Raw genomic sequence first — 15,719 nt, forward strand, 5'->3', positions numbered from 1 at the left:
TTTTGTTTTGTTAAATCAATTCGTATACTTGCTCTACTAATTTTTTTATTGAAAAAGGTTTTGATACATAGAGATCCGCACCAAGCATCAGCCCTTTTTCAATATCCTTTTCTTTGTTTTTAGCAGATAGAAATATGACTTTGCAGTGTGTTAGTCTTTTGTCCTTTTTGATTTGTTTTAGGGTTTCGTATCCATCTATATTAGGCATCATAATGTCTAGTATAATTATTTCTGGAAGTTGGGTTTGAAGTATGTCCAAGGCTTCTTGACCGTCTCTAGCTATAAATACTTGAAAGTTATTTTTCTTAAATGTATATTCTAGTGTCATTAGAATATTTGGTTCGTCGTCCACAAGGAGTATTTTTTTCATGACGTGCTATTATCTGATGTGATGTAATTGGGTAGGGTAAAGCTAAAAGTAACTCCTTCATCAGGAGCATTGACTACTTCGATTTGCCCTTTATGATGTTCAATAATTTGTTTGCAAATGGCCAGCCCGAGACCACTGCCTACTGGCTTTCTTAGGTTTTGGTTGCGTGATTGGTAAAATTTGTCGAATATAGCTTCATAATCTTCTTCGTTAATTTTCTTGCCATTATTGTGAATATTAACTTGCACAAATGAGTGCTGCTCTAAAATGGTTATGGTAATGATACCATTTGGAGTAGCGCAAAATTTTAAAGCGTTTGATAGTAAATTATGAATCACTTGCGTGATACGTTCCTCGTCATAGAAGGCACGTATGATTTTAGACTCATGTTTGAAGTGTATTTTAATGCCTTTATTTTGTATTAATTGTGTAAGTGACCGAAGGCTGTCGTCAATAGTTTTGATTAAGTTGTTTTTTGATAAATAAATTTTCTGTTTGCCAGTTTCAAATTTTTCTAAATCCAAAATCTTATCAATCAAACGATTCAATCGATCTGATTCTGAAATAATATTTTGCAAAAATTGCTGACGAATGGGAGGCGGGATGTCCTCATCATCATGTAATATTTCGCTTGCTGCTCTAATAGCGGTTATAGGCGTGCGCAATTCATGTGTTACAGTATCCAGAAATTCGTCTTTTTGGGCATCCTTATTAAGGAGCTCTTGATTGGCTTGACGAAGTTGTTCAGAGGTTTTTTGAAGTGCGGTTGTTGTTTCGTTTAATTTTTTATTTACAATGATGTTTTCTTGCGATTCTTCTAGAATTCGTAATACCTCTGGTAAAGCGATTTTTTCTTCTTTAACCACGCTTGCAATAAGTATTTTAGACGATGCAGTTCCTATATGCCCTGTTAATAGATTCTCTGCAAACTTTATAAACCGAGGATCTGCAGTTGCAATTTTTTCGTCTATATTGTATTTGGCATGGAATAGAGAAAGCGCTCTTTTAGTTCGGACTACGCCGAGAAAGCGCTCTAATACTTTTTGAATATCGGCTACATAGGCAACGCCTTTCCAAACAAATGCATTTTCTAAATTGTTACTGTATTTGTCACTGTCGACAAACATTTCTGCATAGTTACGTTCACGATAGTTTCCTTTGAAGCTTACCGAGACAGCCAAATAACCAAAAGTATTGAATAGTAGACTCCAAAAGATGGCTTGTGGAATGGGATCTAAATAGTCTAAACCAAACAATTCAAATGGTTTAAGGAGTGCAATGCCATATGGTCCATTATTAATAAATGAACTACTAATTTGGTTGATGCCCAGGGCAAATGGAATAATTAGGGTATAGGCACATATAATGAAGCCAAGAAGTAAGCCTGTGATGGCGCCTTTACTTGAACCGCGTCTCCAGAATAAAGCGCCAAAAAAAGCTGGTGCAAGCTGTGCGATTATAACGAATGATACTAATCCTATTGAGTAAAGTGTGTAATCTAAAATGAATACTTTATAAATTATGTATGCAAGAACAATCAATAAAAGAATACCAAACCGTCTGCTATTGATGATACGTCTGTTGTTTTTTTGTTGGAAATTATTTTCTAGTGAACCTATGAAGCCGTAAGGAATCAATAAGTTATTGCTGACCATAGTAGCTAGGGCAATTGAAGAAACAATAATCATCGATATTGCTGCGGAAAACCCTCCTAAAAATACCAAAATAGTCAATGTGGTATTGCCAAAAAATTGTGGTATTAGCAAGGAATAAGTGTCGGAGTTAAGCTTTTGTCCTGCAAATAATATAGATCCCCCCCATGCAATTGGAAATACAAAAACATTAAAAAGTAAAAGATACAAGGGAAACAACCAAGTAGCTGTTTTGATGTGTTTGCTGTTATTGTTTTCCACAATACTAGTGTGAAATTGTCTTGGCAGTAAAAACATTGCAAACATTGACACTAAGCATAAAAAGAACCAGTTCAAGGCATTTTCTATTCCGCCAATAGTGTTTTTCTCTGTGAAACTCTCCATTATTGATGCTTTTGCATAAATAGAGTCAAAGCCGTCAAAAACATAGTAGGTTACATAGCAACCAAGTATAATAAAGAAAGCAAGTTTAAACACAGACTCTATTGCTACTGCCAATACAATACCTCTTCTTTTTTCTGAGGCATCTACATATCGAGTGCCATAATAGGCCGCGAATAAACCTAAAGCCAAACATACATAGGTAGTGGTGTCATAAAATACATTTTCATTAGACTCCGTTTTGGTAACAATATGAAAGGTATCCGAAATAGATTTAAGTTGCAACGCAATGTAAGGTAAGATGCCTATAACACAAATTACCGTGACCAAAGCGCCTAAAAACCTACTATTGCCATAACGTAAAGAAATAAAGTCTGCAATACTTGATATTTTATTGACTTTAGTGATTTGTAGAATTTTTTTAAGAACTATTAACCAAGCTGGCATGACTATAATAGGGCCAATATAAATGGGTAAATAACTTAGTCCTGAATTGGCAGCCACGCCAATACTGCCATAGTAAGTCCATGCAGTGCAGTATACCGCTAAGGATAATGAGTAGACATAAGGGTTGTTGGTCCATTTATAATGCTGTTTTTTTTCTGCCCAATGTGCAATAAAAAACAGTATTGAAACGTACGCTAAAAGGATAATTAATATTACCGTACTACTCATGATACCTTTTGATTAAAATAAAACTAACAACAATAACGATTAACCATAGCAGGAATAAATACGCATAAATTATAGGTATTCCCAAAAAAGAGTTAGCACTATCAAATAGCAGCAGCAATGGAAAATTGCAGGCTACTAACAGTAGCAAGCTTAGGATAACAAATTTTTGCTCGTGTCTTTTTTTCATTGGTCTCGTTAATGTTTTTTTACAGAAATGACTTAGTGCAATCTCTTTTTTAATGAAATTGCACTAAGTTATTAGTTATTTATCGTTTTGAATGGTCGTATTCACCCATTAATGAGTAGTAGCCAAAAACTCCCATTCCAACAACTACAAGTGGCGTTAATACAAATAAGATTATAATGCCGAACACCAAATCATCTTGTTTACCTGACATAAGCTTAGGTAATCCAAACTCAAAAATACAGAAGTAAGCGGCAGCGACAGCGGCTGCAATCCATATCATTCCAAGGGCTCTTTTTAATTGATCCATACTATTTTGATTTAAACGTGTTTATTTTTTTTAGAATTGTCTAGGTAAACCATTCCGATTATGAAGGAAACAGCTGCAATAATTATGGGATACCATAGTCCTTCTAGGTAGTAGTCAGCTTGACCAGCATCTTTTGCATTGGTCACTAAATAAGTAGAAATTGCAGGAAGTAATCCCCCAAATATACCATTCCCAACGTGGTAAGGCAGAGACATGGAAGTATACCTAATTTTTACTGGAAACATTTCAACCAAAAAGGCGGCAATTGGTCCATACACCATCGTAACAAAAATAACTTGAATGAAGATAAAGAATACCAATGTCCAAAGATCTGCATCGTTAATAGTTACAGTAGTTTTTATTTCTGCTTTCGGTTTTCCATCTACAATTTTGGCAATTCCATTGTCTAAAGTTACTGTTTTTACTTCGACCCACTTGGTGCCATCTTCAAACAGTTTAGTAGTCGTATAAATAGAGTCAATAGCTTGTTTATTTATTTTTGTTTCGGCCAATACAGTTGTTTTTGCTACTATTTCCGTTTTATTTTTAATGTTCGTAGTTTCAAACATAGCTTGATAAATTGGGCGGTACAATAATATTGCAATTAGCATCCCGCCCATCATAATATATTTTCTGCCAAGCTTGTCGCTAAGCCATCCAAATACTATAAAAAAGGGCGTTCCAAGAATCAAAGCGATTCCTAATAGAGTATCTACTTGAGAACTTTCAATATTCATTACGGTTTTTAAAAAGCTCATTGCATAGAATTGTCCGGTATACCAAACGACACCTTGACCCATTGTGGCACCAAAAAGTGCTAATAAGACAAACTTTAAGTTGTAGCGATTACCGAAACTTTCTTTCAAAGGGTTTGTACTTGTTTTTCCCTCAGATTTTGCTTTTGCAAAAACGGGAGATTCCTCCATGTTTTTTCGAATTAAATAGGATACACCCACCATTACTATAGACATCCAGAATGGAACCCTCCAACCCCAAGCATCAAATTCTTCGGGAGTTAGTGCATTTCTTGTAGCAAGTATGACCATTAACGAGATGAATAGGCCAACAGTAGCGGTAGTTTGAATCCATGATGTCCAGTAGCCACGTTCTCCTACGGGAGCATGCTCCGCGACATAGGTAGCTGCGCCTCCATACTCCCCACCAAGTGCTAAGCCTTGAAGCATTCTTAATATTAGTACAGCCAATGGTGCTAAAAAACCGATAGTTTCATAGCTAGGAATACAGCCAATTACAAAAGTAGCTCCTCCCATAAGGAGTAGTGTTACCATAAAAGTGTACTTTCTGCCAATAATGTCACCTAATCTTCCAAAGAAAAGTGCGCCAAAGGGACGAACGATGAATCCCACAGCAAAAGTTGCTAGCGTAGCTAAGAAGGCTGCTGTTGGATTGTCAGCTGGGAAAAATTTAGTTGAAATAACTACTGCTAAACTTCCGAAGATGTAGAAGTCATACCATTCAATCATGGTACCCATAGATGAAGCTGAAATGACTTTCCAGATTCCTTTTGTTGATTTGTTACTCATTTGGGTGTTTTTTTTGGTTTATAAATAGATTTGTAGTTGCACAATAAACTCTCCTTTGCTGTTCTCTTTAACACCAGGAGCGCTATATACAGGTCGAGTAGAATATTGTGTAGTTATTTTAGAATGATGTCCGTCAAGGAGAAAATTAGCACCTAAATCATATTGGGTACTAGACTTTTGAAGAGCGTCAAAGTCTTTGTAGGTAACTGCGGCATAAGGTTGGATTCTAACTTTTGGTTTTTCATTTTTATTTGGTAATAAAAAACCAGCTTGGGTGTACCAAATGGATCCACTGCCTATTGTGGGTTGCGAATTTCCTGGCCCAGCAAGTGCTCTGTTGCCTGTGAAATTAGGGTCAGAAGTTCCAATATTCATAATCCCAATATTTCTTAAATAGTTAGGGCCAAAATCATAATTATAGAAAACACTATAAGCTGTAACTGCCATTTTTTGTTCTTTTTTTCCTATCGGAAGGTCTAAAAAGACATCTGCGGCAAAAAGATTCATATCGTGCTTTTGAATTTGATTGTTAACTGATGATTTTGTAGCATCAGGAGCTGTATAAAAACCAAGGCCAATATTGAATACTTTTTTGGTTCCAACATAACTACCCACTTTAAAAGGGAGTAGATTCGATTCTTGATCCAAAAATTGGTATTCAAAATAACCAGCGGTAGACCATTTCGCATTCCCATTATTATCTACAGCGATAGCATTGGCGGCATTATTCACATTTGTTGGCGTTACATTTGTAGCAAAGGGTTTGTTGTGACTCAAACGGTATTCAAATTTTCCGTATTTTCCTTTTGCAAAAAGGCCTACTTGACGAGCAAATTGATCTGAATTTTCAATCAATGGCCAGTTAAATATTGGTGCGTCAATAGTCAAGAAGTTGAGCGTTGATGCCATCGTTTCTCTAGAAAGTCCCATGTAGTAATGTAATCCTCCTCCTAATGAAAGACTGAATTTTTTGTCTTTTTGAGGTAAAACTACGGCATATTCATTCCACGCATCGTGAAAAAATAGGCCGGGTTTTTTTCCTGCGCCATAACCTCCAGTTCCAGCAGATCCTGAGGCACCACCACTTGTAAAGGATTGATTGTTGATCCCAAAATGAGTTACAATCATATAACGAGGTGATAATTGAGAGTAAGCCAAAAAACGCAGTCTTCTATTGCCGATATCACTTGTGCTTGTAGTAGCTTCATTTCCTACTGCTGTGCCTGGATTCATTTGCGAAGAGCGAAACCAAATTTGATTCCATAAAATAAAGCGCATGTATTTTGAACCGTTATCATTTAAATTGAATTTCATTCCGCTACCGTATTCACTTGCGCCTTGAGCGAGAGCGATTGTAGTAAAAAGAAGAGCTAGTACCAGAGGAAAATTTTTTTTCATAAAAAATAGTTTTGGTTGGTTTTTACAGTGCCAAATTCTAATTTAATTTTAGAAAAAAAAATAATGCTATATTTTTTTGTAAATAAGTATAGTTAGTCTTTAAAGCGCTCCCATTTAATAAGCATAAATTTATCTCCAAGCTCGGTTATTATCATTCCAGCTCCCGCTAAGAGGCTTTTGTTTTTTAGGTAATCTATTAGTTCGGAATGATTTAAAATACGATAAGTAGGGTGGTAGTTGGCGTGTGATGGCTTTTTAATATTATAGGATTTAACCCAATTACTAATAGTTACGTGAGAAACGCCTAAAATACGTTCAATTTCACGATAACTTAAGCCTTCCAAATAGAGCTGCAAAGCTTTGGAAACATAATAATCGTCAATTTTTTTCCCCAGTTTATTTACGGTGAAAAAATAATTGCATTTTTTGCAAGAGTATCTTTGTTTATTGCTAATAATGCCGCTTTTAATTATGCGATCACTTTGGCACTTTGGACAGCTTAAAAGTTCCATGTATATATAATTTGCATAAATATAGTAAATTAGCAACATTATAAAAGAACAATATTAATTTTATTCTCTATTTTTTTAAGTAATTCGTAATTTTAAACTAAAAAAAGTGAGTATTTATTAAGGTTTGAAGGGAATGTAGAAATTTTTGTTTCGATTTATTTCGGTAGTAGGTAAAAACAAAAAACCCGAATATTGCTATTCGGGTTTCGTGGTACCTCCAGGGATCGAACCAGGGACACATGGATTTTCAGTCCATTGCTCTACCATCTGAGCTAAGGTACCTTTACAATTTTGAGCAGTAGTGCTTGTTGATTGCGGGTGCAAATATAGAACCATTTTTAATTTATCCAAAACAATTTTTAAAAAAAATCTATTCGTACCTTAGCTTCCGCTAATTGTGATATATGATTTTAACCGTAGACATTGGAAATACAAGGATTAAAGGTGCTGTTTTTGAGCAGTATACACTTGTTGAATTTTTTGTTTTTGAAGTAGAAGAACTTCAAAAAAAAATTGAAAATATTTTAAAGAAATATCCAAATCTCAAGTATTTGGTTGTTTCTTCGGTTGGAAATTTAGAAAAAGAGTTCTTTTTAGCTTTTGAATCTAGGCTTAAAGTTCATTTTGTAACCCATAATGATGCTTTTCCATTTGAAAATAAATACGCAACCCCGAAGACGCTCGGTATTGATCGAATGGTTTTAGCCGCTGGAGCGACACTACAATTTCCAGGGCAGAATAGATTGGTCATCGATGCGGGGACATGTGTAACCTATGATTGTGTTGATGCTGACGATAATTATCTTGGAGGTGCAATTTCGCCTGGAATTCGTTTGCGCTATGAATCATTACATAATTACACCGCCAAATTACCGTTGCTTAGTATGGGTAATCCAGAGACTTTTATTGGCGACTCGACTGTAAATGCTATTCATTCTGGAGTTGTAAATGGATTAGTCTATGAAATTGACGGTTTCATAGAGGAATTCAAAGCAAAGTATTCAAAATTTATAATAATTTTAACGGGGGGTGATGCAGATTTTTTGGCTATGCGATTAAAAAATACCATATTTGCCAATTCAAATTTCCTATTAGAGAGTTTGAATCAAACATTTCAATATACAATCAACAATGATTAAAAAAATCTTTATAGCAACTTGTTTGCTTTTTTCATTAGTTTCTTTAGCTCAACAAGGGACTTCTTCACCTTACTCATATTACGGAATTGGAGATATTAGATATAGAGGGATGCTAGAAAATCGTTCGATGGGGGGTGTTGCAATAGAACAAGATAGTATACATATTAATGTTGAGAATCCATCGAGTTATGCTAATTTAATAAGGACTACATTGACAATGGGTGGGACTTATGGGACAAAAGCATTGAAGGATGATGCAAATAGTGCTACTGCAAAAAGAACAACATTAGATTATATGGTGATTGCTATTCCGATTGGTAAGGTGGGGATAGGATTTGGTTTGATGCCATATTCTTCTGTTGGTTACAAAATACAATCGATTAGTGCAGATGGTTCTCAAAACAACAAACGATTAGAAGGCACTGGTGGTGTTAATAAGGTTTTTTTTGGTAGCGGATATAAATTGACCAAGAACTTTAGTATTGGAGCTGATGTTCAGTATAACTTTGGTAAAATTGAAACAGATAACTTAGAGTATGTAACTGGTGTTCCGGTAGGAACAAGAGAAGTAAATGTTGCTTATTTATCTGGTCTTAATTTCAATCTTGGTGCTATGTATCAGGCTAAGATTAGTAAAAAAATAAACTTGTATTCTAGTTTGAATTATACTTTCAAAGGAAAATTGACTTCAGAAAATACCCGAACCATTTCAACAGTAGATTATGATGGAACTTTCGATATTGATCCTGAAGGGTTTGACGAATTGACTACAACTCGTGAGCTTGAGTTGCCAAGTAAAGTAACGTTAGGTTTTGGTTTTGGTCAATCAAGGAAATGGTTAATTGGTACAGAGATAGCAGTTAGAGACGCAGGTAAATTAGCTAATAATTATAACAATGTGTCTGGAGCTTCATTTAAAAAATATAACCGTTACAGTGTTGGTGGTTATTATATTCCAGATTATAATTCTTTTACAAGTTACGCAAAACGTATTGTTTACAGAGCTGGACTACGTTATGAGAAGACAGGATTGGTGATTCAAAATCAAGAAATTGATGACAAGTCGGTTACTTTAGGTTTTGGTTTGCCTTCAGTAGGGTCTTTTTCTAATTTTAATATAGGATTAGAATATGGTATTAAAGGAACTACAGCTGCTGGTTTAATTCAAGAGAATTATTTCAATGCAAGTGTTAGTTTCTCTTTGAATGATAAATGGTTTGTTAAAAGAAAATTCTACTAGAAAGTAGTTTATAATTCACAACAATGACTTTCTCCATAAAACCATTTTTTGCAACGCTACTTTTTTTGACACTACTTTTGAGCTTGTTCTCTTGTGAAAGTAATTTCAAAGAAGTTCAAAAAATCAACATTTCAGAGTTCAACCCAACTGGAGAAGCTGATTCTATCAATGTAAAATATACCGATTCAGGTCGAATTTCTGCTATTTTGCTTAGTTCTAAAATGCTCGATTTTTCCGGGGTTGACTTTCCTTTTACAGAATTTCCAAAAGGTATCGATGTTACTTTATTTGACGCCAAAGGGAAGAAAACGTTTGTGAAATCCAATTATGCGATCTCTTATAAAAGAACTGGCATTATTGATTTGCAAGGAAAAGTCAAAATTACTACCCAAGATGGTCAAGTTTTAGAAACGGAGCAATTGTACTTTGATCAAAAAAACGAATGGTTTTATACAGAACGACGATTTACTTTCTCCAGTCCTAAAGGCTCTTCTGCTGGTCAAGGGATTGATTTTAGCAAAGATTTTAAAGTTATAAATTCTCAAAAAATCTCTGGAGAGGTTGATTCCAATAATTAAAATTTACTCATAATGAAATATTTAAAATTTACTTCTTACGCTTACTTGGCTTTTGCCTTGTTTTTTGTTTATGATGGCGTAACTAAATGGGAGGAGCCTACTCAAGGTCCTTGGCTGAGTTTTGGAATAGCAGCAGTAGCTGTATTTATGTTCTTTTTTAGAGCTAAGTATTCCAAACGTTTCGAAGACCGCAATTCGAATAAATAGTTTTTTTACTGTAAATAGTAAAGTATCGAAAATAGTGTTTTTCTAGGGAAATGGTTTGGAAAAATAAGATAGCGTTCGTTAAAATAACTGCAATCGCATATTTTTTTTAAAACTTTAAAAAAACTTCTAAAATAAAACGCACCAAGTGTTATTATTAACTAGATAATTGTATTTTCGCAATCTGAATATAAAAATTAACAACAATAGAAATGGCAGTTTTAGCAAAAATTAGACAACGTTCCGCTTTATTGATTGGAGCAATCGCAATTGCATTGTTTGCATTTATAATTCAAGACCTTATTGGTAAAGGTGGTCTTGGTCAAAATACAAAAGATGTTGGGAGTATTAATGAAAAGGATATCGCTTTTGAAGATTTTAGACTTAAAGTTACAAATCTTGAAAAAAGTGGTCAAGGAATTACTCCAACTGAAGCAGCTAACAGAGTTTGGGAACAAGAAGTTACTTTGGCTTTGTTAACTACTGAGTTCGAAAAATTAGGATTAAGAGTAGGAGAGAAGCACATCGTTGAAGTGTTGAAAGCAGACCAAAATATTGGTAAAAACCCAATGTTCTTAAATGCAGCTGGATTATTTGACTTAGCAAAGTTTAAAGATTTTTTCAAATCAAATCCAGAACAAGCGCAATTCTTGAAAGACAGAGAGAAAGATGCAGAGATTAATGCAAAGTACCAAATCTACAATACGTTGATAAAGTCTTCACTTTATACTACTGAATTAGAAGGTAAATTTAAATACGAAGCAGAAGCTAATAAGGTAAACTTTGCTTATGTAGCTGGTTTGTATTCTACTATCAAGGACAGTGATGTAAAAGTTACTGATGCTGAAATTACTGAGTACATGAGTAAAAACAAAAAGAAATTCAAAGCAGATGAGTCTCGTGAAATTTCTTATGTTTTAATCGAAGATAAAGCTTCAGCTCAAGATGAAGCTGAAGTAAAAAACAAAATTACAAGTTTGTTGTCAGGAAGTGTTGTATACAATCAAGCAACAGGTAAAAATGATACTGTTCCTGGATTTAAAAATGCTAAAAATGCGATTGACTTCGTTAATGCAAATTCTGACGTTCCTTACGATTCTACCTATATTGCCAAAAAAGATTTGCCGGCTGTTGATGCTGACCGTTTGTTTAGCTTACCAGCAGGTGCAGTTTATGGGCCATACAAGTTTGGTAACTACTACTGTTTGTCTAAATCTTTAGGGTTCAAATCTGGAGTAAATGCAAAAGCAAGTCATATCTTAATTAGCTATGAAGGTACTCAAGTGCCAAACAAACGTGAGGTAAGAACTAAAGAAGAAGCTAAAGCAAAAGCTGAGTCTATCTTAGCTCAAGTAACTGCAAATCCAGATAGTTTCTTGATGTTAGCTTTTACAGCTTCTGATGATTCATCAGCACAACAAGGTGGAGATTTGGGGTATTTTGGACCAAATGCAATGGTAAAACCTTTTAACGATTTTGTTTTCAATAACGGAATTGGAAAAATTGGTTTAGTAGAAACTCCTTTCGGTTTTCACGTAATTAAAATTACTGATAAACAAGACGGAATTCGTTTAGCTACAGTTGCACAACGTATCGAAGCTTCTGAAGCAACTTCTGATAAATTATTTGCTCAAGCTACACAGTTTGAAATGGAAGCTGCTGATAAAGATTTTGATAAATTAGCGAAAGATATGAAGTTGACAGTTGCGCCAGTAGTAACTGCAAAAGCATTAGACGAAAACTTTGGTTCTTTGGGTAATCAAAGAGCAATCGTAAGATGGGCTTTTGAAGACGATTCAAAGGTAGGTGCTGTTAAACGTTTTGAGGTGGCAAATGTTGGTCACGTTATTGCAAAAATTAAGAGTATTGATGATTCTGGTTTAGTTGCTGTATCTTTAGCAAGACCTTATGTTGAGCCAATTCTTAAGAACAAGAAAAAAGCAGAATTGATTAAAGCAAAAATGACAGGTAGTTCATTAGAAGCTATTGCAAAAAGCGTTGGTGCTCCAGTGCAACAAGCTACAGGTTTGACTCTTGAAAATGCTGTTTTACCTGGTGGAGTTGGACAAGAAGCTAAAGTTGTTGGTAATGCATTTGCTTTGGCTGCAAACAAAATTTCAGCTCCAATTGAAGGAAATACAGGAGTATATGTTGTGAAAAACGTAAGCACAATTAAAGCTCCAGCTTTAAAAAGCCATGCTCAATATGTTACAAAAATAAAAGCACAAACTAGTGGTGATAGTAATAGAGCTATTCCATCATTGAAAGCTGCTGCTACAATTGAAGACAACAGAAAACAATTTGGATTCTAGTTATTACTGATTAGTTGTTTTTTTATAATATAAGCCAGAAACATTTATGTTTCTGGCTTTTTTTTTGGTGTAAACTCAGCCTTTTTTGTCTTTTGAATTTTAATTTGCGATATTGAAAATAGTATTGTTAATTTGCTGAGATATTACAAAATATAATTTTACTTTGTTTTAATCAAAAAAACATTGCTACATATAAAATAATGAGAGAAAATTATTTGAATGCCTTGGTTTATAAAAATTGGTATGTTTAGTTTCTTCAAAAGAAAACCTAAAGAATATTCCAAAATTGAAAATCATATTTATGGAATAATAACGGAGCTGCTAAAAGTTAGTGGCACCGATATTAATTGTGATGAGTTAGGCGGAAAGTACTATCTGAGCAATGAAGAGCAACATTTTAAAGTTACAATATTAAGTAACGATTCTGTTATTCGATTAACGAACACTCGTGATTCCGTTGCTGAGAAATACGATAAATTTTTTGTAGAAGATGTTTTGAAAGCTGTAAAAGAAGAAAAACACCGTCGTATGGAGTTGGTCTATGATTCTATTACCAATAGCATAGAAAAAATGGCCGAAAGGCTTCATAATACGCTCATTGAGACCAATGAGCAAGAACAGTTCAAAGAGCGGGATGTTCTAAGTAAGTTTTAAGCACCTAAAATCAACTCTTTGTATGGAATAACAGTTGAGTATCCTTTACTTGAAAAGTATGCTGTTGGGTCTTCTAATGCTATTGCCAAGACAAAATCACCGCCCCAAGCCCCTAAGCTTTTTACTACTCCATCAAAATCAGAGAAAAGTGCTTCATGAACAGTTAATAATTCCAAAATGGCGCTCAATTCGTTTTCGTGTAGCTGTAGTGCGTTAGCAAAAGATTTGATGTTTTTCGCGGTGGCAACAGCATCACTCAATTTATTAATGGTTGCAATGTTCTGTTTTAATTTCTCGTGTTTTTTGTTGTAATAGGCTGCTATGGCATTTTTACTACTCTGTTTTTGATTTAAATACACAAAGTACAAATTTGATACAAATTCAGGTTGGAAATCAATTGGTGTAATATTTGGTTTTTGATTTTCCAATTGATAGAAAATAGGAGTATTGTATTGAGCACAAGCAATATCATAGCCACTTCCTCCAAAGCTATTGTTAAGCAATTCAAAAGCATCTATTTTTAGCCATTGGGCAAGATTGTTAATCAAAGTAGAGGATGTTCCCAATCCCCATTTTTTTGGAAAAGTCAATGCTGTTTCAATTTGATAGCCTACAGTTTCTTGAAAAAATGAGGGTTGTAATAAATGTGCATGATGTAAAATAGTCAACAAGGTGTTTTTAACCGAGGATTCTGTGGCTTCTTTGTAATTAATAATGGCTTCCAATTCTAGTTCGTCTTCAAACCAAATTGTACCATCTGCATCAAAACTTTTCCATGAGATTGTCGGTTTGTCATGAGTAACAACTTGTAGATTTTGCCCCATTTTGGTTGGGAGCGCTAGTGCTTTTGCGCCATCTAAAACAAGATATTCACCAGTCAGTAAAAGTTTTCCGTTGCTATAAAAGGTTTGTCTCATGGAACATCAGGATTCTAGTCAGTCTTTATTTTCTTAATTCTTCAATATAATTCACTACGGCACTATGGGAAATTGTGTGGTGTTTGAAGTGCTTCTTGATATCATGACGTTCTTCTTCAGTGACATTAAACTGATTTAAAATGTTGTTCAAATGCATTTTCATATGCCCCTCTTGAATACCCGTTGTAGTCAATGAACGCAGTGCAGCAAAATTTTGTGCCAAACCTGCAACTGCTACAAATTGCATCAGTTCTTGTGCAGATGGTTTTTCAAGCATTTCGAGGCAAAATTTCACTAGAGGATGTAGCGAGGTTAAACCTCCAACTGTTCCTAATGCTAATGGAATTTCTAACCAAAAAGTGAATTGTCCGTTTTCTATTTTGGCGTGAGACAAACTGCTGTAGTGTCCCTCTTTTGAAGCATAGGCATGAACGCCTGCTTCTACTGCTCTAAAATCATTTCCTGTGGCTAAAACTACAGCGTCAATGCCATTCATAATGCCTTTGTTGTGGGTGACTGCTCGATAAGGTTCTACTTCTGCAATTCGAACGGCTTGAACAAATCGTTTCGCGAAATCTTCAGGATTAGGAATATGTTTTTCGGCTAAATCTTCTATTGGGCAAGAAACTTCAGCTCGAACTAGGCAATTTGGAACATAATTAGAGAGAATGCTCATGATTACCTCGATTTCCTTTTCCTCAGCTGTAAATAATTCATAGTTTTCTGCTTTTTCTTTTAAGGTTTTAGCAAATTGCTCTAAGCAAGAATTAATGAAGTTCGCTCCCATGCTATCTTTAGTTTCAAAAGTCGCATGCAATTGATAGTAATTAGGAATCAAGTCGGTTTTGTCTCTCAACTCGATGTCTAAAATTCCGCCACCGCGTTGTCTCATATTTTTGGTCAACGCATCAGTTTCAGAAAAGAAAGTAGTTTTTGTTTGGTTGAAAAAAGCGGTCAATTTGTCTTTATCTCCAGTGTATAAAAAATGAACTTGACCAATTTTCTCGGTGTTGATTATTGTTGCTTTGAACCCACCTCTTGTTGCCCAAAATTTGGCTGATTTTGCCGCTGCTGCCACAACGGAACTTTCTTCGATAGCCATTGGTATTGAGCTATTTTTGCCGTTGATTAAAAAATTTGGAGCAACTCCAAGAGGAATATAAAAGTTAGTGATAGTATTTTCAATGAATTCGTCGTGTAATTGCTGTAAAATACTGTCAGAATTCCAGTATTTTTTTAATAAATCAATTGCTTCAGTTGGTGTCGAAAAATAGTTATTGGCAATCCAGTTTATTTTTTCTTCTTTAGATAATTTTGAAAATCCTGCGATGGTATTGTTCATTTTCAATTGATTAATGGTTTTGACAGCAAATATACGGTTTTGCTTTTTTTTTATACCATTACTTTTGGCATTCTTGCTGGAAGTTCATCTATGTGGTATTGGTAAGTTTTAACACATTTCATAAAGCTTTATTGCAATTTTTTTACTAAAATTGACATCGTTTTAAATATAACTCAATTGAACGTGTTTTTATGTTTTTGTCTGAAAGAACAAAAATGCGTTGAAAAAAATCAGTCTATGAAATCGCCATTGACAATTAGGTTTGTTGAAAACAAACACTTATAAATAAAAGGCGATGCCATATATG

The 15,719-nt window shown here is 34.6% G+C and carries 14 protein-coding genes and 1 tRNA gene; 6 read left to right on the forward strand and 9 right to left on the reverse strand.

The genetic code is table 11. The features are described from left to right. Nucleotides 1–10 precede the first annotated feature (10 nt). From ACSVH9_RS06135 to ACSVH9_RS06165, 7 genes are all read right to left on the reverse strand, one after another. Complete coding sequence (locus ACSVH9_RS06135) at nucleotides 11–370, reverse strand: response regulator transcription factor (RefSeq protein ID WP_159687906.1); 360 nt, start codon at nucleotides 368–370, stop codon at nucleotides 11–13. Continuing rightward, nucleotides 367–3,078, reverse strand: a complete 2,712-nt coding sequence (locus ACSVH9_RS06140; RefSeq protein WP_438062937.1) for an ATP-binding protein — start codon at nucleotides 3,076–3,078, stop codon at nucleotides 367–369. Before ACSVH9_RS06140 ends, ACSVH9_RS06135 begins: the two co-directional genes overlap by 4 nt. Before the next feature lie 266 nt (nucleotides 3,079–3,344). Beyond that, nucleotides 3,345–3,572, reverse strand: coding sequence for a DUF6814 family protein (locus ACSVH9_RS06145; protein WP_159687900.1), 228 nt, complete (start codon nucleotides 3,570–3,572; stop codon nucleotides 3,345–3,347). An 11-nt stretch (nucleotides 3,573–3,583) separates the two neighbouring features. Further along, nucleotides 3,584–5,116, reverse strand: a complete 1,533-nt coding sequence (locus ACSVH9_RS06150; RefSeq protein WP_159687897.1) for an MFS transporter — start codon at nucleotides 5,114–5,116, stop codon at nucleotides 3,584–3,586. 18 nt (nucleotides 5,117–5,134) lie between these two features. Beyond that, nucleotides 5,135–6,514 carry a porin gene (locus ACSVH9_RS06155; protein ID WP_438062938.1) on the reverse strand — a complete coding sequence of 460 codons (1,380 nt, stop codon included), beginning with the start codon at nucleotides 6,512–6,514 and terminating at the stop codon, nucleotides 5,135–5,137. A 92-nt stretch (nucleotides 6,515–6,606) separates the two neighbouring features. Further along, entirely contained in the window at nucleotides 6,607–7,026 is a 420-nt protein-coding gene (locus ACSVH9_RS06160; protein WP_159687892.1) for a transposase-like zinc-binding domain-containing protein, read from the reverse strand. Nucleotides 7,027–7,235: 209 nt separating this feature from the next. Next, nucleotides 7,236–7,308: transfer RNA gene (locus tag ACSVH9_RS06165), tRNA-Phe, on the reverse strand. Between the two features lie 122 nt (nucleotides 7,309–7,430). On the opposite strand from ACSVH9_RS06165, the gene ACSVH9_RS06170 reads away from it, so the two are divergent. From ACSVH9_RS06170 to ACSVH9_RS06195, 6 genes are all read left to right on the forward strand, one after another. Continuing rightward, entirely contained in the window at nucleotides 7,431–8,165 is a 735-nt protein-coding gene (locus ACSVH9_RS06170) for a type III pantothenate kinase (protein WP_438062939.1), read from the forward strand. Then, nucleotides 8,158–9,405: a hypothetical protein gene (locus tag ACSVH9_RS06175; protein ID WP_438062940.1), complete on the forward strand. Its 1,248-nt coding sequence runs from the start codon at nucleotides 8,158–8,160 to the stop codon at nucleotides 9,403–9,405. The genes ACSVH9_RS06170 and ACSVH9_RS06175 overlap by 8 nt, the downstream gene beginning before the upstream one ends. 23 nt (nucleotides 9,406–9,428) lie before the next feature. Beyond that, nucleotides 9,429–9,983 (forward strand): LPS export ABC transporter periplasmic protein LptC, encoded by a 555-nt coding sequence (gene lptC / locus ACSVH9_RS06180; RefSeq protein ID WP_438062941.1) that lies wholly within the window; start codon nucleotides 9,429–9,431, stop codon nucleotides 9,981–9,983. Between the two features lie 12 nt (nucleotides 9,984–9,995). Continuing rightward, complete coding sequence (locus tag ACSVH9_RS06185; RefSeq protein WP_438062942.1) at nucleotides 9,996–10,190, forward strand: hypothetical protein; 195 nt, start codon at nucleotides 9,996–9,998, stop codon at nucleotides 10,188–10,190. Between the two features lie 209 nt (nucleotides 10,191–10,399). Continuing rightward, nucleotides 10,400–12,499 carry a peptidylprolyl isomerase gene (locus tag ACSVH9_RS06190; protein ID WP_438062943.1) on the forward strand — a complete coding sequence of 700 codons (2,100 nt, stop codon included), beginning with the start codon at nucleotides 10,400–10,402 and terminating at the stop codon, nucleotides 12,497–12,499. A 219-nt stretch (nucleotides 12,500–12,718) separates the two neighbouring features. Beyond that, on the forward strand, nucleotides 12,719–13,153 hold the full coding sequence (locus ACSVH9_RS06195; protein ID WP_438062944.1) for a hypothetical protein: 435 nt from the start codon (nucleotides 12,719–12,721) through the stop codon (nucleotides 13,151–13,153). On the opposite strand, the gene ACSVH9_RS06200 is transcribed toward ACSVH9_RS06195, so the two are convergent. After that, the gene (locus tag ACSVH9_RS06200) at nucleotides 13,150–14,070 is read right to left on the reverse strand and encodes a GYDIA family GHMP kinase (RefSeq protein WP_438062945.1); all 921 of its coding nucleotides are present in this window, start codon (nucleotides 14,068–14,070) and stop codon (nucleotides 13,150–13,152) included. The two genes, ACSVH9_RS06195 and ACSVH9_RS06200, sit on opposite strands and share 4 nt — an antisense overlap. Before the next feature lie 25 nt (nucleotides 14,071–14,095). Further along, nucleotides 14,096–15,427, reverse strand: a complete 1,332-nt coding sequence (locus ACSVH9_RS06205) for a hydroxymethylglutaryl-CoA reductase, degradative (RefSeq protein ID WP_438063038.1) — start codon at nucleotides 15,425–15,427, stop codon at nucleotides 14,096–14,098. Nucleotides 15,428–15,719: the final 292 nt, after the last annotated feature.

Origin of the sequence: Flavobacterium sp. RSSB_23 (assembly GCF_051547145.1) — a bacterium.
GTDB lineage: Bacteria > Bacteroidota > Bacteroidia > Flavobacteriales > Flavobacteriaceae > Flavobacterium.